Origin of the sequence: Streptomyces shenzhenensis (assembly GCF_021462265.1) — a bacterium.
Classification (GTDB): Bacteria; Actinomycetota; Actinomycetes; order Streptomycetales; family Streptomycetaceae; genus Streptomyces; species Streptomyces shenzhenensis.
In genome coordinates this window covers 42,475-59,679 of sequence record NZ_JAJONF010000043.1, presented here as the reverse complement: position 1 = coordinate 59,679, position 17,205 = coordinate 42,475, and the positions used below count along the sequence as shown (strand labels likewise).

At 70.6% G+C, this 17,205-nt stretch carries 17 protein-coding genes and 2 pseudogenes; 7 read left to right on the top strand and 12 right to left on the bottom strand.

Annotated elements, in window-relative coordinates; translation table 11 throughout:
- Window positions 1–147: 147 nt before the first annotated feature.
- The gene (locus LQ326_RS37055; RefSeq protein WP_234543466.1) at window positions 148–429 is read right to left on the bottom strand and encodes an IS3 family transposase; all 282 of its coding nucleotides are present in this window, start codon (window positions 427–429) and stop codon (window positions 148–150) included.
- Between the two features lie 224 nt (window positions 430–653).
- A complete protein-coding gene (locus tag LQ326_RS37050; protein ID WP_234543465.1) occupies window positions 654–1,559 on the bottom strand; it encodes a helix-turn-helix transcriptional regulator in 906 nt (301 codons plus the stop codon).
- A gap of 158 nt (window positions 1,560–1,717) precedes the next feature.
- On the opposite strand from LQ326_RS37050, the gene LQ326_RS37045 reads away from it, so the two are divergent.
- The 3 genes and pseudogenes from LQ326_RS37045 (at window position 1,718) to LQ326_RS37035 (ending at window position 3,321) form a co-directional block, all read left to right on the top strand.
- Window positions 1,718–2,500, top strand: a complete 783-nt coding sequence (locus LQ326_RS37045; RefSeq protein ID WP_234543464.1) for an SDR family oxidoreductase — start codon at window positions 1,718–1,720, stop codon at window positions 2,498–2,500.
- Window positions 2,501–2,541: 41 nt separating this feature from the next.
- Window positions 2,542–3,061 (top strand): annotated as a pseudogene (locus tag LQ326_RS37040) (SDR family NAD(P)-dependent oxidoreductase).
- 29 nt (window positions 3,062–3,090) lie between these two features.
- The gene (locus LQ326_RS37035; protein ID WP_234543463.1) at window positions 3,091–3,321 is read left to right on the top strand and encodes a tautomerase family protein; all 231 of its coding nucleotides are present in this window, start codon (window positions 3,091–3,093) and stop codon (window positions 3,319–3,321) included.
- Between the two features lie 465 nt (window positions 3,322–3,786).
- Here the strand turns inward: LQ326_RS37035 and LQ326_RS37030 are convergent, their stop codons facing one another.
- Entirely contained in the window at window positions 3,787–4,083 is a 297-nt protein-coding gene (locus tag LQ326_RS37030) for a DUF6207 family protein (RefSeq protein WP_234543462.1), read from the bottom strand.
- A gap of 9 nt (window positions 4,084–4,092) precedes the next feature.
- Between LQ326_RS37030 and LQ326_RS37025 the strand changes: the two are divergent.
- Window positions 4,093–4,762 (top strand): annotated as a pseudogene (locus tag LQ326_RS37025) (MmyB family transcriptional regulator).
- A gap of 615 nt (window positions 4,763–5,377) precedes the next feature.
- On the opposite strand, the gene LQ326_RS37020 reads toward LQ326_RS37025, so the two are convergent.
- From LQ326_RS37020 to LQ326_RS37005, 4 genes are all read right to left on the bottom strand, one after another.
- Window positions 5,378–5,746, bottom strand: a complete 369-nt coding sequence (locus tag LQ326_RS37020) for a hypothetical protein (protein WP_234543461.1) — start codon at window positions 5,744–5,746, stop codon at window positions 5,378–5,380.
- Window positions 5,743–6,354: a TetR/AcrR family transcriptional regulator gene (locus LQ326_RS37015; RefSeq protein WP_234543460.1), complete on the bottom strand. Its 612-nt coding sequence runs from the start codon at window positions 6,352–6,354 to the stop codon at window positions 5,743–5,745. Before LQ326_RS37015 ends, LQ326_RS37020 begins: the two co-directional genes overlap by 4 nt.
- Window positions 6,347–7,174 (bottom strand): alpha/beta fold hydrolase, encoded by an 828-nt coding sequence (locus LQ326_RS37010; protein ID WP_234543459.1) that lies wholly within the window; start codon window positions 7,172–7,174, stop codon window positions 6,347–6,349. Before LQ326_RS37010 ends, LQ326_RS37015 begins: the two co-directional genes overlap by 8 nt.
- A 260-nt stretch (window positions 7,175–7,434) precedes the next feature.
- Window positions 7,435–8,172 carry an SDR family oxidoreductase gene (locus LQ326_RS37005; protein ID WP_234543458.1) on the bottom strand — a complete coding sequence of 246 codons (738 nt, stop codon included), beginning with the start codon at window positions 8,170–8,172 and terminating at the stop codon, window positions 7,435–7,437.
- 92 nt (window positions 8,173–8,264) lie between these two features.
- On the opposite strand from LQ326_RS37005, the gene LQ326_RS37000 reads away from it, so the two are divergent.
- Complete coding sequence (locus tag LQ326_RS37000; RefSeq protein ID WP_234543457.1) at window positions 8,265–9,104, top strand: LysR family transcriptional regulator; 840 nt, start codon at window positions 8,265–8,267, stop codon at window positions 9,102–9,104.
- A 134-nt stretch (window positions 9,105–9,238) separates the two neighbouring features.
- Entirely contained in the window at window positions 9,239–10,771 is a 1,533-nt protein-coding gene (locus LQ326_RS36995; protein WP_234543456.1) for a hypothetical protein, read from the top strand.
- Window positions 10,772–11,052: 281 nt separating this feature from the next.
- Here LQ326_RS36995 and LQ326_RS36990 read toward each other — a convergent pair whose 3' ends face one another.
- Window positions 11,053–11,532, bottom strand: a complete 480-nt coding sequence (locus tag LQ326_RS36990) for an SRPBCC family protein (protein WP_234543455.1) — start codon at window positions 11,530–11,532, stop codon at window positions 11,053–11,055.
- Window positions 11,533–11,625: 93 nt separating this feature from the next.
- On the opposite strand from LQ326_RS36990, the gene LQ326_RS36985 reads away from it, so the two are divergent.
- Window positions 11,626–12,357, top strand: a complete 732-nt coding sequence (locus tag LQ326_RS36985; protein WP_234543454.1) for a TetR family transcriptional regulator — start codon at window positions 11,626–11,628, stop codon at window positions 12,355–12,357.
- A gap of 800 nt (window positions 12,358–13,157) precedes the next feature.
- On the opposite strand, the gene LQ326_RS36980 is transcribed toward LQ326_RS36985, so the two are convergent.
- The 4 genes from LQ326_RS36980 to LQ326_RS36965 are packed head-to-tail and all read right to left on the bottom strand — an operon-like array spanning window position 13,158 to window position 17,172.
- Complete coding sequence (locus LQ326_RS36980; protein ID WP_234543453.1) at window positions 13,158–14,114, bottom strand: amidohydrolase family protein; 957 nt, start codon at window positions 14,112–14,114, stop codon at window positions 13,158–13,160.
- Window positions 14,111–14,551 (bottom strand): cupin domain-containing protein, encoded by a 441-nt coding sequence (locus LQ326_RS36975; RefSeq protein ID WP_234543452.1) that lies wholly within the window; start codon window positions 14,549–14,551, stop codon window positions 14,111–14,113. Before LQ326_RS36975 ends, LQ326_RS36980 begins: the two co-directional genes overlap by 4 nt.
- A gap of 33 nt (window positions 14,552–14,584) precedes the next feature.
- On the bottom strand, window positions 14,585–15,775 hold the full coding sequence (locus tag LQ326_RS36970) for an FAD binding domain-containing protein (RefSeq protein WP_234543451.1): 1,191 nt from the start codon (window positions 15,773–15,775) through the stop codon (window positions 14,585–14,587).
- Window positions 15,775–17,172: an MFS transporter gene (locus tag LQ326_RS36965; RefSeq protein WP_234543450.1), complete on the bottom strand. Its 1,398-nt coding sequence runs from the start codon at window positions 17,170–17,172 to the stop codon at window positions 15,775–15,777. Before LQ326_RS36965 ends, LQ326_RS36970 begins: the two co-directional genes overlap by 1 nt.
- Between the last annotated feature and the right edge of the window lie 33 nt (window positions 17,173–17,205).

Below are 17,205 nucleotides of genomic sequence, written 5' to 3'. Positions count from 1 at the left end.
GCCGCGGGGCGAGACCTCGGGCGGCTCTGCTGACACGGTTCACTCAAGTGGTGCCCCTGACTGCTATCAGTACGCGATCAGGGATCGTGTAGCGGCATCTGCAGCTGAGCGCGACGAAGTTTCCGGACAGGCTTCTGACCGTCTATTTCACGCGAAGATTCGCAACTTCTCGGACTCGGCGTGGAATTCGCGCGGAGAGCGGTAATCCACCGCCAAGTGGAGACGTTTGCAATTGTACCAGAATTCGAAGTAGCGAGTGATGTCCTGCCGCGCGGCCTCGCGGTTCAGGTAAGTCACCCTCGATACACGCTCGTTCTTCAGTGTGCCGAAGAATGACTCGGCCATGGCGTTGTCGAAACAGATCCCGGTGCGGCCGGCAGATCTGCGGAGCCCGAAGCGCTCCAGCGTCCTCCCGAACCCGGCTGACATGTAGTTACTTCCGCGATGCGAGTGAAATATTGCGTCGGCCGAGAGGTTCCTATTCCGTGCCGCGTTTCGGATCACTTGCGGCCTCCCCGCTTGCCAACGCCCGCGCCGCCGCGCCCCGACCAACTTGCCGCTGCGGAGACCATCCGGTGAGGGTGGGGAAACCTCTGCGGGTGGTGGGGGCCGCAACGCCTTGCCGGGAAGGCGGCCCCCCTCTGCGGCGTGGATCAGCGCTGCGATCCGGATTCGGCCGCGGACACCCCCTCCGGTGCCGTGCCCTCGGTGATGCTCAGGTCCTGGGTTCCTATGACGGACAGCAGTTCCAGCTGCTCGGCTCCCCGGCTTCCGGGCGGCGCGGTGAACCACAGCAGGCGTTGGCGTCCGTCCTCGCTGAGGAGGTTGTAGCAGTCGAGTTCGATGACGCCGAGAGTGGGGTGGACGATCTTCTTGTGGTCCATGCGGCGCACCGCGACGTCGTGGGTGTCCCAAAGGGCCGCGAACTCCTGGCTACGGCGGCGCAGTACGGCGATCACCTTCGTGACCTCCGCGTCCCGGCCGCGCCGGGCGGCAGCTGCCTGGAGGTCGGCCACGAACACGCGGGAGTGGTGCGGGTGATCCTCGGGCGGGTACCTCTCGCGGGTCTGTGGGTCGGTGAACCAGCGGTACACGAAGCTGGCCGCCGGACCGCGGTGTGCCGGGGACTCGCCGAGCAGGTTCCGGGCCAGGTCGTTTTCCACCAGGGTTTCGTGCAGGTCGGTGATGACGCGCGCGGGGGTGTTGGACAGCCGGTCCAACAGTCCGAGAAGCGCGGGCTGCACGTGTGCGGACGGTCCGTGTGCTGACGGGGGGACCGGCCGTTCGGCCAGGTGAAACAGGTGGTCGCGCTCGTCGCCGTTCAGGCGCAGGGCCCGGGCGAGGGCGGCCAGGGTCTGGGCCGAGGGCTGCACGCCGTGCTTTCCGCTGCCGCGTTCCAGCTCGGTGTAGTAGTCGGCTGACAGCCCTGCCAGCTGGGCGACCTCCTCGCGGCGCAGTCCGGGGACGCGTCGGCGCGGGCCTTGGGGGAGACCGACCTCGGCGGGGCGGATGCGGTCGCGGCGCGTCCTGAGGAAGGCGCCGAGTTCGGGAAGGTTCACCGCTTCATGGTCGCTCGCGCGCCGAACCGTAGCCAGGGGGTGGCATCCCCTGGGTAAACACAGCCCTGGCTAGGGGTGGGGGCCCGGCTGATCGTTGACGACGCAGCAGGGCGACGGCGAGGCCGCGGCCCGACCCGCATCCACCACAGGAGTCAGCAATGCCTATCCCCCTTTCCCCCGTCGGAACCGCTGCTGCGGCCCAGTCCTCCGTCTCACCCCGTGTCGCGATCGTCACCGGCGGCTCGCGCGGCATCGGCCGCCAGGTCGTCGGCCGACTGGCCGCCGACGGGTACGCCGTCGTGGTCGGCTGTGCCGGCAATCAGGACGAGGCCGAAGCCGCCGTGAAGGAGGCCGTCAACGGTGGCGTCCGGGCGATCGCGGTGCGCGCCGACGTCGCCGACGAACACGCCGTCGCAGCTCTGTTCGACGCGGCCGAGGCGGAGTTCGGCGGTGTCGACGTCGTCGTGCACGCGGCCGGGCGGGCACACATGGCGCCGATCGCCGAGCTGGACCTGGCCGTCCTGGACGACCTGCACCGCACCAACATCCGCGGCACCTTCGTCGTCGTCCAGCAGGCCGTCCGTCGGGTGCGCCCCGGCGGTGCGATCGTGACGTTCTCCACGTCCGTGGTGGGGCTGGCCTTCCCCAACTACGGCGCGTACTCCGCCAGCAAGGGTGCGGTCGAGGCGCTGACGCTGATCCTGGCGCGGGAGCTGCGGGGCCGGGACGTCACCGCCAACGCCGTCGCACCCGGCCCCACGGCCACGGACCTGTTCCTGGACGGCAAGGACGAGGAGACCGTTGCCAGCCTGGCCGCCCAGCCTCCGCTGGAGCGCCTCGGTACCCCGGCCGACATCGCCGAGGTCGTCGCGTTCCTGGCCTCCCCGGCCGGCCACTGGATCAACGGCCAGGTCGTCCGCGCCAACGGCGGAATCATCTGAACCGCCCGCAGCCACCCCATCGATCAACGAAAGACCCTGTCATGAGGAACGACGGCACCGGGAAGATCATCGTGGTCATCGGGGCCTCCAGCGGCATGGGGGCGCTGTCCGTGCGTGCTCCGGCCCTCGCCGGTCACACCGTGTACGCGGGCATCCGCCAGATGGCGACCCGTAACGCGACCGCGGTGGCCGAACTGACGCGCTACGGCACCGACCACCAGGTCGACGTACAGGCCGTCGCGCTGGACGTCACCTCCCAGGACTCCGCCGACGCCGCAGTCGACCGGATCCTCACCGAGCGCGGCCGGCTGGACGTGGTCGTGCACAACGCCGGACACATGGTCCTGGGCGCCGCCGAGGCGTTCACCGCCGAGCAGTTCGGTCGCTGAAACCGTCGCGCGCCTGGTCGCGAGGCCACACGGCACTCGGCCGCTGCGCACCCACATAGACCCCAGCCAAGACGGTAGCGAAGTCGTCTCCGCGGTCGCCGACCGCGTCCGCGCCGACTTCTTCCGCCGCATTGGACTGGACAGCCTGCTCACCGCAGGCAGCTCCCTGTAACGCCCCACTGAGAGAAGGAACAACCAGCCATGCCTTTCGCGAACTTCAAGGTCCCCGAGAAGACCCTCACCCCGAAGCAGAAGGAGGAGATCGTCACCCGCGCCACGGAGCTGTACGTCGAGATCTACGGCGAGCGCGCCCGTAACAACACCATGGTTCTGGTCGAAGAGGTCGCCGACGGCGGCTGGGGCATCTCCGGCAACGTGCTGACCCTCGCCATGCTCGGTGAGGCGACACCGACCGACACCAGCGACGCCTGACCGCACCCACCGGCCGTCATTCGGCCAAGACAGCACCGTGAAACCGAGAGCCGCCGATCGCACCCGGCGGCCCTCGGCTGGGCCCAGCGGTACTGCGCGACCTGCTTTTGCGGCTGGTGCCCGAGCCAGGACACCCAGGGTTTCCCCGGGCGAGGGTCCACTGCGCCGGATTTCGCTCCGTTGTACCTCAACGTTCCTCGACCCCCGGGCCGGGGTGTGGGGCCGCTCACCCCACGGGCGAATACTGCAACCCTCGAACACCTGCACTTCACCAGTGGCACGCGGACACAGTCGACGCGGCCGTGGTCGGTTCACCGGCAGCATCCGGCACCCGAAGGCGCTCGCCGTACGGCTGCCTGACGGACGGGTGGCGCTTTCGCAGCGGCTGACAGCGGCGCTTGCCGCCGTCGTCGGCCATCGCCCGGTCCCCCAGACCGGGAAGGCGTCCACGAGGGCCGGCGACACTCACTCGCTCGCGGTCGGCGATGTGGTGGTGGAGGTCGTGGCGGGCACGACCCGGCACGCGGCGGTCACTGTGGTGCGGCTGCGCTGACCAACGCGTCCGGCGAGGCCGGGCTGATCGTCCGGCTGGGCCGGGTAGCAACGGCAGCCGTGCGCCGGGCTCGCCCGCGTCGCGGGTTGTGTGCGCTGCGCTGGGGATGTCGTCCATCGGTCGGCGAGCAACTGCTGGAAGGCGAGCGCGGTCGCGTCGTCGGCGACCGCGACGTCGCCGACGTTCAGGCCCGATTCGCTGTACGGCACTACGCCCTGGTGTCCAGGCGGAGGGCCGTTCATCACCCGGGTCCGCGGGGTGCGAGTCCCGGCGGACGCGCGCACCTACGGGATCTCATCGGCGTGACCACGGCGCCGGCCCGGCGCCCCCGCGGTGTCCAGCGTGTGCGCCCCGGCCTGTGTCAGCTCCTCGACGCCCGTGACGGCGAGCCCGCCCTCACCTTGGGGCGCCGCACCGGCATCCTCGCCGCCAACCGGATGGCCAAGGCACTGTTCGCCGACTTCGACCAGCTGCCCCGCCGCAGCGCAACTACACACGCTGGATGTTCCTCGACGGCGACGCACGATCCCTGTTCATCGACTGGGAGGACCAAGCGCGGGCCGCCGTCGAGAGTCCGCGGTTCGAGGCCGGCCGCGACCCCGGTGACCCGGCCACCACGTCTCTCGTCGGAGACTTGCGTCAGCACAGCCGTGAATTCGATCGATGGTGGGAGCAGCACCGCTCCACCAGCGCACCCACGGGTCCAAACGCCTCCGTCATCCCCTCGTCGGTGACCTCGCCGTCGAGTACGAAACCCTCGCCCCGCCTGGTGACCCCGACACCACCCTGTTCATCTACACCCCGGAGGCTGGATCGACCTCGAAACGGGCACTGGACCTCCTCGCGAGCTGGACCCTCACCGAGTCCAACACCGAGCAGGGGTGCTGACGTCGGGTGTGTACGTCTCACCGCCCTGCCCCCATTCGGCGGTGACGGAGGGTCGGGAGTCGTCGACACTCGCGTGAAAGAGGCGAACGAGCTTGTGCAGAGGGTGGTTTCGGGTCCCTCCCCGCTGGTCGGAGAGGGCGCGGCCGACGAAGGGGAACGGATCGGGTTGCGGGCGCCGACTCCGCAGGGCACCGCGGTCTGTCCGGTGTGCGGCGCGTGGTCGGGGCGGGTGCGTGGATCTCACCTGCGGACGTGGCCGACATGCCGGTCGGCGGGTGGTGGCGCGGGTGCGGCGGTTGGCGGCCTCACGGCCTGTTCGACCGCCTCCGCTGACGGTCTGGCGTACCGGCGAGAGTCGGGCAGACGGTCGGCGTCCGAAGCCGGTTCACCGCGGCGCTGCTGCGGGGCGGCCCGTCAGGATCCGTCCACCAGCACACGGCGCGGCCTTCCGACGTGCGCGACGACGGTGAACAAACCGCCCATGCACCGCGTCCGGTTCACGCGCCCACCGCCTGACATCAGCAAGGCCCCCACCCGTAGCCACACCAACGACCGACCCGGCCATCAGTCACGGCAAGCACCCTTGCGGTACTGAGGTGCGTATCGGGTCGTGATCTAGTGCCTCAACAGCCAACGCCAGCGAGGCTGTTCGAGTACGACCGACGTCGCGGTCAGCGCGGTCGCGACGACCGCCGCCCACGTGGGCCACGCGAACCACGGCGCCACCGCTGCGGCGGCCACTTCGAGGAGCACGAGCAGGAGCATCGCCGCGCCGGGGATCGCCACCGGTGGGTCGAAGGGGCGGTCGCCGGGTGTCCCGACGGCGGCCGGCAGTCCGATCAGCACGACCAGCGCGGCGATCGCGACCGCCCAGTCGATCCGGTGCAGCACCCACGGGGTGGCCGTCCAGCCGATCAGTTCGGTCAGGAACCGCAGTCCGGAGGCGGCGTTGGTGCGGTTCGGGGAGTCGGCGGCCTGGGTCATGATTCCTCCCCGGCCCGGAGCGGTGCGGTGTCGGGTCCGCCGTTGGCGGCCTCGGCCCGCATGCCGTTGATGAGCATGTCGACGACGAACCGGTAGCTGTCCGCGGGGTCGCGCTCCATCTGGAAGGCATCACCGCTTTCGAGGCCGAGGAAGCCGTGGATGACGGTGCGCAGGGCTCGGACCGCGTCGACGGCGCGCTCGTCGGTCAGCCCGAAGCCGGCGACCGCGTCGAACAGGATCTGCACCGTGTCGTGGGCCACGCCTTGGTATTCCTCGTCTTCGGGGCGCGGGGCGCGGACGCTGGCGGCGTACCGGCCGGGGTGGTCGAGGGCCCACTTCCGGTACGTCTCGGCGATCGCGCGGACGGCGTCCGGACCGGACCGGCCGACGGCGGCCCGGGTCAGGACGGCGCCGATGTCGCGGACGGCCTGGAGGCCGACGCCCCGCTGGAGGGCGTCCAGCGAATCGACGTGCTTGTACAGTGACGGTGTCCGCACGCCGACCCGCTCGGCCAGCAGGCCCATGGTCAGGCCGGCGAAGCCGACCTCGTCGGCGAGTTCGGACGCGGCCGCGATGACCGTGGCCCGGTCGAGTCCGGCCCTAGGCACGGGCCGTCTCCAGGAACGAGCGCACCAGGCCGACCACTTCCGACGGGAACTGGACGTGCGGGTAGTGGCCGGCCCCCGGGAGCATCTCTAGCCGGCCGACACCCCCCGGCAGCGCGGCCACGATGGCCTCCCCCTCGGCCTTCGGGTCGCCCCAGTCGGGGTCGAGGGTGCCCATGACGACCAGGACCGGGCAGTGCACGTTGCCGAGTTGGGCACCGGCGTCGGCGGCGCTGTTCATCTGCTTCTGCAGGGCCTTCATGCGGCCCGGCTCGCGCAGCATCGCGTCGGTGCGCTCCAGACTCACGGCCCAGTCCGCCGGGCGCGGTTCCGGGGTCGCGATCTCCAGGTACTTCCGCCACCGCTTGTGGCTGCCGAGCATCGCGACGGCCGAGATCGCCGTCGCGCCCCTGCGGTAGCGGGACAGGGCCAGGGCGCTCAGCGAGTACTCCGCCTTGCGGGTGAACGGCGCCAGTTCGACGACGGCGCTCACGAGCGCCGGCGCGCTGGCAGCGGCGATAGTCGCGGCACCGCCGGAGATGGAGTGCCCGACCAGTACCGCGGGACCGCCGAGGTGCCGGATCAGTGCGATCAAGTCGCCGGCGATGTCGGTCCGGGTGTAGGACGGCCACGTCGCGGTCGACTCGCCGCTGCCTCGCAGGTCCATGGCCGCGACCCGGTAACCGGCGGCCACCAGCTCCGGGACCATGAACCGGTAGGCGTCGCGGCTCTGGCCGATGCCGTGCGCAAGGACCATCAGCGGCCCGGAGCCGGTCACCTCGTAGGCGAGGGTGCCGCCTTCCACGTTCAGGAACTCAGTCATGCCGACCTCCATGGCTAATCTTGATAGCCATGAAGCTATCCGCATTAGCCGAAGCGGTCAAGGCCGGTGCGCACGGGATCTACAGGCCGGCCGATGACGGGGGTGCCGGGGCACCTCCGCGGGCGCGGAGTTCCCTATCCGCACTCTTGTTCGAGTGGGTAGGCAAAAGAACACGCTCAGGCCGTGGCAGACGGCTGCTCATGCGACGCCGGCGGGCCGTGTCGAGCGGCAGCCCGGTCGAGCGGGAACACGTCAGAGCATCACCAGGGCACGACTCCGCTGTCGTCGAACGCCTGACCGGTGGGGCCGTCGTCAGGCAGGGCCGCCAGCCTGACGGCGATTGCCGCGCCCTGCTCAGGGGTCCGAGTGCCGCTGAACCCGTTCAGGTCGGTGGCCACGTAGCCGGGGCAGGCGTTGTTGATCAGAACACTGCTGCCGCTCAGCTCCTTGGCGTACTGGATGGTGACAGCGTTGAGGAAGGTCTTCGTCGGCGCGTAGGCCCCGCTGATCCCTCCGAGGTCGACGCCGGGCGTGGTCTGCAGCGCCAGCGAGCCGACATGACTGGACTGGTTGACGATCCGCGGGTGCGCCGAGCGGCGCAGCAGCGGCAGCATCGCGTTGGTGACCCGGATGACGCCTATGACGTTGGTCTCCACCAGCCGCCGCACGGTGTCCAGGTCGATGGCCGAAGGCTCCTCCGGCCAGCCGCCCGCGACGCCGGCGTTGTTGACCAGCACGTCAAGACGTCCCGCGCGCTCGTCGATCAACCGCGCGGCGGCGGCCACGCTCTCGTCGTCGGTCACGTCCAAGGGCACGCCGAACGCGTCGGCGCCTGCCGCGCGCAGTTTCGCCACGGCGTCCGTCCTGCGCCGCTCGTCCCGGGCGCCGACACCGACGCTCCAACCCAGCGCAGACAGCCCGGCGGCGATCTCGTACCCGATTCCCTTGTTCGCGCCGGTGACCAGCGCAATCGTCTTCTCACTCATGAGACCGAGCATGGCTGCGCCTCGGCCCGGCATCAACGCCGGTCTCAGCACTGCAGCGATACCCTACCGGTATCAATCGGCCCTCCCGCGGTTACTGTGCATGTATGGAGATACGCGAGCTGCGGTACTTCGTCGCCGTCGCCGAGGAGCTGCACTTCGGCAAGGCCGCCCAGCGTCTGGAGATGGCCCAGCCGCCCCTGTCCCGCGCCATCGCCCGGCTCGAACGACAGCTCGGGGTCACGCTGCTGGAGCGCACCAGCCGCAGGGTCACGCTCACCAAGGCCGGGGCCGTCCTGCTGTCCGAGGCACGCTCGATCCTCAGCGCGGCAGCCGCTGCCGAGCGGCGTACCCGGCAGGCCGCGCAAAGCCGCCCCCGCCTCGTCCTCGCCGTCAAATCCGGCACCGCCGGCGAGCTGCTGGCCAGACTGCTCGATGCCTACCGCGCGGAGCCCGGCGCAGCCACCGTCGATCTGCTGCTCTGCGAAGCGCATCAGCAACAGGAACTGCTGCACAACGGGCAAGCCGATGTGGCTCTGCTGCACCTGCCCTTCGATTCGGCGGCCGGACTCGACACCGAAATTCTGTACAGCGAGGGACAGGTGGCGATCCTGCCCGCCTCTCACCCCCTCGCCGGCCGCTCCCAGATCCGGTTGGCCGAGGTCACCGCACTGCCGGAACTCCCGATGGCGCGATGGCCGGGCCACGGCGGCAGCTACCCGGAGGGACCAGGGCCAGAGGTACAGAACCTGACACAGCTCTTCCAGCTGATCGCGCTCGGCCACACCACCGTGGTCATCCCGGAGTCTGCCGGCGCCGACCCGCGCCGGGATCTCGCCGCCGTGCCGCTCCTGGATGCCCCGCCCGTGACAACCGTGATCGCTTGGCCGTCGCAGAGCCGACTTCGCGCAGCCGCCGACCTGGTCCGCGTAGCAACACGTCTTTGACCGGCCGTTCTGCATCCGCTCACGTGCTGCGGTGCCGATCATCCGGGCAGGCCCGAGGACACCCCCGGGTCAGTGCTCCTGGCAGCCCTCGTACGCTTCTCCGATCACGCACAGCGGAGGAGACGACGGAACCGATGATCGCCAGCTTTGTGGGGTTCCTGGTGATCCCCATGGTCATAGCCGGGCTGGCCCGGTGGGCGGCGGCAAGGAGGCGGCGTGGCCTTGGAGCGGGCCGGGCCGTGCACTTCCGCTGCCGACTCGACGGCCACAGGGGCCGGCTGCTGGTCGACCCGCGCCTCGACGGGCCGGTCTTTCTGGACCGTTCCGGGAACGTCACCGCCCTGCCACGCGGTGGCGAGGCACTGGACGCGACGGTCTCCGCCAACGGCCGGCCACCGTTGGAGAAGGTCAACCTGCGTTACCGGACACCCGAGGGCCAGGTGCTGCGGCTGCGCTTGGCCACGCATGATGCGCGGACCCTCGGCGCCTGGCTGGGCGAACAGCCCCGCCCGGTTTCCACGCCCGCCCGGCGGCTGCTTGTGCCGGCCGCACCGCCATGGGCGGTACTCGCCCTCGCGGCGTCCCTGCTCGTGGGCCTGGCCACCGCGGACGTCGCGTTGCTCGGCAAGCACACCGCCGCCGAGGTCGTCCGTGTGGACCGGGACGACGACAGCTGCACTGTCGGCTGGGACGACGGCGCACAGCGGGCGGCTGTGGACTGCGACACGACAGACGTCCGCTCCGGCGACCGCATCCGGATCACCGCCCTGCCCTGGCCCTTCCTGGGTGAGGCCGTGAACACGCGAACCGTCCTGAATGTGGCCGCCGTGCTCGGAGGAGGCCTCGGCCTGCTCGGCCTGGCCGGTGCGCTGATGGTCAACCCGCTGGCCTGCGCCCGACGCGTCCGGCTGGCGCGCCGGGCCCGGCCGGCGATCCCCCCGCGGGCGGCCGCGGGCGGCGAGGCGGGCGAGGACAGGTGGCCCGCCCTCGATGACGACCTGAGCTACGCGAGCCTCGCCGCCGCGGCCCGGCACGGCGATCGCCATCGCCCGGGCCCCCGGGTGACCCCGCCGCGCCGCGGCCTCGGCCGCACGTCCATATCGCCGCGCATCTGGGTGCTGACCACCGTCCTCGGCACCAACGCCTGGTACTCCCTGGGGTTCTCCTCCGCTGCCATCCTCGAGGACCACTTCCACCTGGGGCACTGGCGTTTTCTCGTGTTCGGTACGGTCGGCATCGCGTCCCTCGCCCGGATCGGCTGGGTCGCGACCGACCGCTCGGCCCTGTGCGGTCCGGTACTGCGTGCCGCGCGTTCGGACGCCGGGAAGGGCACATGGCAGCTCATGCGCTACGTCCGTCTGCGCCGGGATCCCGGCGAGATGGCGCTGGTCCTGTTCCGACCGGAGGGCGGCGAGGCGACAGCGCCGCTGTTCCTCCAGCCGATCTCCCGGTCCCGCGGCAGTGAGCGCCGCACCGTCGGCGGTCCCGCTCCGGTCGGCGAGGCCCTGGTGCTCAACACCGGCGTGGGGCCGCTGATCTGCGAGATCGACGGCGTCCGCTACCTCCCCAGAGGCCGTGCCACCGAAGCCGCGACCGACCCCGCACGAACCCGCGACGAACTGCGCAGCTTCGCCGAAAGCCACCTCCGATCGGTCGGACGGGGCTAGGGCGTGTTGCGAAAGTCCCGTCGTCCGCCCGAAGGGCGGGCCCCGCGGCGTCAGGTGCGTGCTCTCGGCGTGCCGGGCGGAAGCTCTCGTACTGGATGTACTTGGGCTTTCGCCCGGTGCGGCGAGAGTGCGTGCATGGCGTCGCGCGGCAGACGGGACTTTCGCAACACGCCCTAGTTCAGACGGGTGATGTGGCGTCATCCGGCCGCGCAGGCTGGAGACAGCAGAGAAGGAGCCGGAGGCCGGCACTGGCGGTGGTGCGCCCCTCTGGCCGGCCGTCTTCAGGTCTTGGGCCGGAGTGTGCTTCCGCGGCGGAGCCTGCCGGCATCGTCGAGATCGTTCAGTACGGCAGGCAGGCCGACGCGCAGCATCTTCCGCCGGACATGGCCCAGGATCTGGGACATGAGGAGTCCGCCGGTGCCGGTGAAGCCGGTGTGGTCGTAGGTGAAGCGCGTTCCCGCGACGTGCGGCTCGATCCGGTAGGTGACTTCGGTCGTCTCGCCGCCGCCGTGGTCGGTCCACGAGTAGCGCAGCAGTCGGGGCCTGTCCGCCTCCAGCACGACGCAGTCGACGATGCCGCTCCAGCCGGGCTTCGGCTTCGCGATGAACTGGAATGCGGTGCCGACGGTGGGGGTGAAGCCTTCCGGTCGTGCGCCGGCGCCGGTCGCGGTCCACAGCGGGATGAGCGTGGGATCGGTGACGGCGCGCCAGACCTTGTCGGGCGGATGCGGGTAGTCGCGGACGATGTGAATGGTGCTCATGGGGACTCCCCAAGCCGGAGGGTGCCGTGACACCCAGAAATTTCAGCCGCTGTAAAATTACAGTAGCAGTATCGGCAGGTCTACGCTGTCGTCATGAGCACGGTCGAATGGACGGCATGGCGGCCGCAGAGCGGGGAACCGGCTGCCGAGGGGCTGCGGGAGCGCAAGAAGCGCCTGATGCGTCAACGCCTGTCCGACACCGCGACCGAGATGTTCCTGGAGCGCGGCTTCGACGCCGTCCGCGTGTCGGAGATCGCCCAGGCGTGCGGGGTCTCGGAGAAGACGGTCTTCAACTACTTCCCCACCAAGGAGTCACTCATCCTGGACCTAGGGGAGGCCACGATGGCGGCGCTGCGGGCCGGCCTGGGGGAACCCGACCGCTCTCCCGTCGAGGCGGTGCTGAGGATCCTCGCCGCCGAGTTGAGCACCCTGACCTCCTGGACGGCCGCGCAGGACGACCCCGTCCGGGCCGCCGCGAGGATCAGCCGGTTCGGCGCGCTGGTCCGGTCCACACCCTCCCTGCGGGCCTACCACCACGACATGGCCGAACGGCTCGCCGGCGTCGCCGCCGAGATCCTGGCCCAGCGCACCGGGATGAGCCCGCAGGACCCGGAGCCGCAGATCGCGGCCGCTGCCCTGCTCGGGCTGTGGCCCATCCAGTTCCGCAGCCTGAGGAAACACCTGGACGGCGTCCGCACGCCCGACCAGGTCCATGAGGCGGTTACCGCCGACGTCCGCCGCGCAGCCAAGCTCATCGACGACGGTCTGGCTTCGTTCGGCAGCCACATAGGGCCCGCTCCATCGATGCCCACGAAGCGCCCCTGAAGGAGGGGAAGGGGAGGTACACATGCGCACGGCCTGTGTACCGGGGCGACGACCGGGCGCCCGATGACCGTCTGTCCGTCCGACGGCCGCCTGACCGAGTGTCCGCCGCGCCCGCATCCATGGTGACCTGAAGACAGCCGTATCCCAAAGCATTCAACTGGTCGGCATGGAGCCTCGTTGTGCCTCCGCGTCCTCGGGCCGCCGGGCTCCCACGCCTCCGAGCCGGCGGCCCCGTGGAAGTCCCGGAGGTAGGCCCTCGGGGTGACCCCGTACACCGACTTGAAGTGCTGGATGAAGTGGCTGGCGTCCGAGAAGTGCCAGCGGAGACCCGCGGAGATCGCTGCCCACTTCGGCGACGTCAACCCTGCACATCATGTACCGGCAGCCGTCCCGATGGGCCGAAACCGCGCTCATCCACAAGCTCGGACCCGGCCTCTACGCAGCAGAAGCATGGACTTCAACCCCCTTGCCACGTGCACAAAAACGCTGACTTCCCGGCCTTGGGGCAACGCCCGCCGTCCGGACAGACGGCTATGTGGTCAAGGCTGATCAAGGTGCTTTCCTGTCGTTGAAGGGGGAGCGCGCTTCGGGGCAGAACGGCCGGTCGCCGGCCTGTGAAGGTGCCGTCCCGGTCCGCAGATCGACGGCTGGCCCGATGGGGAAGAGGACGAGGCCGGACCCGTTTTCGTCGCGACGCCCTGGCCGCCCGGGCGTTCGGGCGGCCAGTCAATGGTGGCGTCGTCGCTCCTGGCGGGCCGGTGCGGATCCCGTACGCGGCTCGTGACCGCCGCCGCGGGTGCTTACGGCGCCCATCCGAGGAAAGCGCGGGCATTCGCGGTCAGTGTGTCGGTGTCCAGGCCCGCTGCCGTGGCGAAGGTGAGGGGGTCGCTCTGCGCCATGTCGAACGGGTAATCACTGCCGCACAGCACGGACTGTTTCCCCACCCGTTCGACAAGCAGGTCGAGCAGGGCCCGATCGTGTGTGACCGAGTCGAAGTACAGCTCCCGCGCCGCCTCGCCGGGTGGGCGGGCCGAGTCCCGGCGGACGTCGTGGCGCGCATGCCAGCCGTGGTCCCAGCGGCCCAGCAGAGAAGGAGCGCAGCCGCCGCCGTGCACGAAACAGATCCGCAGTCCGGGGAGCGCCTCGTGTACGCCGCCGAGCAGCAGTGCGGCTACGGCGGTGGCTGTTTCCACGGGGTTGCCGATCAGGTTGGCCAGGTAGTGGTGCGACCACTCCGGCCGGGACAGTTGCATGGGGTGCACCAGCACGGCGAGTCCGAGCCGGGTGCACTCGGTGAGCACATGCCGAAGGACGCCGGAGTCGAGCGACTCACCGCCGAGGAGCGGGGGGATCGCCACGCCGGTGATGCCGTGTGTCGCGGCGAGAGTCTCCAGCCGGGTGGTCGCCGTCGCGGCACTGTCCAGGGGTACCAGACCGAACCCGGCCAGCGCGCCCTCGGAGTCGGCGACCGCCGCGGCGAGTGAGTCGTTGAAGGCGTCGACGTAGTCGGCTGCCGGCCCGGCCACCGGAAAGGCGAAGGGCGGAGCGGACAGTACACGTACGGCGATCCCGGTTTCGGCCATGTCGGTGCGGATCGCCGAGATGTCGCTCATCGCGCGGGTGGCGATGGACAACGGGATGTCTCCGAGGTGAAGTTCGCCGTCCCGGTCCCGCAGCGGCCCGTAGGGCGCACCGGGCGGCAACCCGAACAGGTCCGCCGGCAGCCAGTGCGCGTGGATGTCGATCCCGCCGGTCATGCGGGATCCAGCGGAAGCGGCTCGTTGGCGCTGTCGAGGTGCTCGACGGTGGTGAACACCAGATCGGTGTCCCCCACGTTCTCGATGTCGTGGAGGAGGTACTGTCCGGCCGCGAAGGTGAAGTGCCGTGTCTCGCCCGCGGCGTAGGAAACGTCGCGGGTGGTGCCGTCGCTGGTGTGCTGGCGGCTTCGGCCGGCGTTCACCGCGGTCCAGAAGTAGTCCAGCACGTGCCGGTGGGCGTGCCAGCGCTCGCCGGGCGCGAGGCGGATCTCCCAGACGCGTACGCGGTCGTTCTGGCTGAGCAGCCGTGAACCGACCGCTCCGTCCTGGGCGTGGGCGTCGAACTCGGCGCGCAGTTCGGGGCTCCAGCCCTCGAAGTCGCTGCCGATGAGTTCGCCGGCCAGCGGCAGGTCGGACAGGGATGCGGTGCCGGTCATCTCGGATCCTTTCGGGTGCGGGGTGGCGGGTGTTCAGCGGCCTGGGCCGTAGAGGCCGAAGCGGAGACTGGGGTCGCCGGGTGTCCAGGTGTTGTGGAACTGGGAGCGCTCGCCCATGTCCTTGACCCGGTCCAGCAGTCTGGCGGCCAGTTCGAGCTGCGCGGGCTCCCATTTGCGCAGTGCGGCGGGAATGTCGCCCTCGGAGGAGGTCAGTGCGTCGGCCAGGGCCCATGCGTCGGCGGCGGCTTTGGCCGTGCCGGCGGCGGCGTGCGGGCGCGCGGCGGATGCCGCGTCACCGAGCAGGGCGATCCGGCCGTCCGCCATCTTCGCCGACCGGACGTCGGAGACCACCTGTATGTAGGGCTGTTCGGTGCCGAGGACCACTTCGGCGGCGGCCGGGGCCAGCAACTGCGCGGCACTCGCGCGCATCTCGTCGACGTAGCGGTCCTGGACCTGGCCGGGGTGCAGGGAGACGGTGCCGGTGAAGCCGCGCTTGTCGATCAGCAGCTCGGCCAGGTCCGGGCCGGTCGGCACGTTGCGGTACCAGACGTAGTTCATCAGCCGGTCCTGCGGGCCGGTGCCGGTCTCGCCCGGAATCGGGTAGAGCGTGATGTGCGAGTGCGGGACGACGCTGTAGGAGATGGCGTTGCCCAGCAGCGACCGCACCGCCGGCGTCAGCTGCCGCTCCGGTACGGTGCCTCGCCAGCCGACGTAGCCGGAGTACTCCATGGACGATTCCGGGTCGAGCAGCCGGCGGCCGACGGACGTGATGCCGTCGGCGAAGACCACCAGTTCGGCTTCCGCCGTCCGTCCGCTGACGAACCGGACGCTGACGCGGTCGGCGTCCTGGGTGAGGCCGCAGGCGAACTCGCCCAGGTGGTAGCGCTCGGTGCCGAAGTCGGCGAGCAGGGCGCGGTAGAAGGTCCCCCACGAGGTGTAGGTCCAGCGGCGCTGCTCGCGGTGGATGATCTCGTTGTCGGGGCCGAGGTACTGCACGTGATCGGTGGAGGTGGACAGGCTCTCGGGGTGCTGGTCGCTGCGCTCGGTGAACCATCGGACGGTGTCGGGTTGCAGCACGATCCCGCCGCCTCGCCCGTCCAGGGGCGTCGGGGTGCGCTCGAAGACGTCGACGTCGAAACCGAGGTCCCGCAGCAGCAGCGCGGTGGTCAGCCCGCCGATGGAGCCGCCGATCACGAGGGCGCGGGCGTGGGCGTACGGGGACATCAGGAAGTCTCCTCGAGTTGGGCCGCGGCCCGCGGTGCGGGTTCCGGGCCGGCGGCGGGGGTGGGGTCGGTGGGCAGGGCCTGACCGCGGGTTTCGGGGGCGAACAGGAGGCCGAAGGCGCCGAGCAGGCCCACCGCCACGACGCAGGTGGTGGCCAGGCCGAGGTCGCCGCCGAACCAGGACGCGGCGATGACGCCGGCGACCAGGGGACCTGACGCGGTCAGGTACCGGCCGATGCCGTTGTAGAGCGCTATCCCGGTGGCGCGTACGGACGGCGGGAAGAGTTCCGGTCCGTACACGAGGATTCCGGACAGGGCGCCGTAGAGGCCGAAGCCCGCTACGGGGATGACGGCCAGGAACGTCGCCCAGGTGTGGTCGAAGGGGAAGAGGAATCCGACGCCGGCCGCGGAGACCGCGAAGCTGGTGAGGAACGCCCCGCGGCGCCCGATCGCGTCGGCGAGGAAGCCCCAGGTCGCGTAGCCGAGCACGCCGCCGGCGTTGAACAGCATGGAGGCGGTTGCCACGCGGGAGTTGGCCACGTCCGGGGACAGCGCGGCGGCCGCGGCCGTCTGCCGGATGATCTGCGGGTACCAGGTGGACACGCTCCAGAACGCGACCAGGGAGCCGGTGGCGAGGGCGGTGCCGACCAGGGTGGGCCGCAGCAGGGGCGGGGTGAGCAACCGGGCCAGTACGAAACGGTCCTGTTCTGCGCGGTGGCCGCGGGATCGCCGGGCGCGACGCGCGGTGATCGTGCTGCGGATCTCCGGCGGCTCCGGTACGTGCCGGCGGATGAAGTACACCAGCAGTGCCGGCAGGACGGCTATGCCCATCATCAGGCGCCAGCCGTGTTCGCCGATGAGCGCGTAGGACAGCGCGGCGAGGAAGAAGCCGATCGCGTAGCCGGACATCATCACTCCGCAGGCGCGGGCCCGGTAGCTGTTGCGCCACACCTCGGCGACCAGTGCCGCGCCGACCGGCGCCTCGACACCGGAGCCGAGCCCGGCGATGAAGCGGAGCAGGCCCAACTGCCACCAGGTGTCGGCGAATGCGGCGAGTGCGGTGAACACGGCGTAGGTGACGATGCCCGCGGACAGGACCCGTACCCGGCCGAAGTAGTCGGCGAGGATGCCGAACAGGATGCCTCCGGTGCCCCATCCGAACAGGAAGAGAGCGACGGTCAGGCCTCCGTAGAGGCCGATGGCCTCGCCGGCGGGGGCGATGCCGCTGTGCGGCAGCAGTTCGGTCATCGCCGGACCGAGGATCAGTGCGTACAGGCTGCCCGCGAACCCGTCCAGGGCCCAGCCCATCGTGGTGCCCGCCAGGACCAGCCACTGGGTGCGGTTGATGACGGTGCGCCAGGTTGCGGGCGGCGCGATGGTGGTTCCGGAATTCGACATGGTCGGCTCCTTTGCCAGCGGTCGAACGTGGTT

Coding starts and splice junctions, on each gene's coding strand:
- LQ326_RS36990 (WP_234543455.1), bottom strand. CDS start 11,532: ATGAGCACCATTCACATCGTCCGCGACTACCCGCATCCGCCCGACAAG.
- LQ326_RS37045 (WP_234543464.1), top strand. CDS start 1,718: ATGCCTATCCCCCTTTCCCCCGTCGGAACCGCTGCTGCGGCCCAGTCC.
- LQ326_RS36980 (WP_234543453.1), bottom strand. CDS start 14,114: ATGACCGGCGGGATCGACATCCACGCGCACTGGCTGCCGGCGGACCTG.
- LQ326_RS37010 (WP_234543459.1), bottom strand. CDS start 7,174: ATGACTGAGTTCCTGAACGTGGAAGGCGGCACCCTCGCCTACGAGGTG.
- LQ326_RS37055 (WP_234543466.1), bottom strand. CDS start 429: ATGTCAGCCGGGTTCGGGAGGACGCTGGAGCGCTTCGGGCTCCGCAGA.
- LQ326_RS37005 (WP_234543458.1), bottom strand. CDS start 8,172: ATGCTCGGTCTCATGAGTGAGAAGACGATTGCGCTGGTCACCGGCGCG.
- LQ326_RS36970 (WP_234543451.1), bottom strand. CDS start 15,775: ATGTCCCCGTACGCCCACGCCCGCGCCCTCGTGATCGGCGGCTCCATC.
- LQ326_RS37000 (WP_234543457.1), top strand. CDS start 8,265: ATGGAGATACGCGAGCTGCGGTACTTCGTCGCCGTCGCCGAGGAGCTG.
- LQ326_RS36995 (WP_234543456.1), top strand. CDS start 9,239: ATGATCGCCAGCTTTGTGGGGTTCCTGGTGATCCCCATGGTCATAGCC.
- LQ326_RS37035 (WP_234543463.1), top strand. CDS start 3,091: ATGCCTTTCGCGAACTTCAAGGTCCCCGAGAAGACCCTCACCCCGAAG.
- LQ326_RS36975 (WP_234543452.1), bottom strand. CDS start 14,551: ATGACCGGCACCGCATCCCTGTCCGACCTGCCGCTGGCCGGCGAACTC.
- LQ326_RS37020 (WP_234543461.1), bottom strand. CDS start 5,746: ATGACCCAGGCCGCCGACTCCCCGAACCGCACCAACGCCGCCTCCGGA.
- LQ326_RS36985 (WP_234543454.1), top strand. CDS start 11,626: ATGAGCACGGTCGAATGGACGGCATGGCGGCCGCAGAGCGGGGAACCG.
- LQ326_RS36965 (WP_234543450.1), bottom strand. CDS start 17,172: ATGTCGAATTCCGGAACCACCATCGCGCCGCCCGCAACCTGGCGCACC.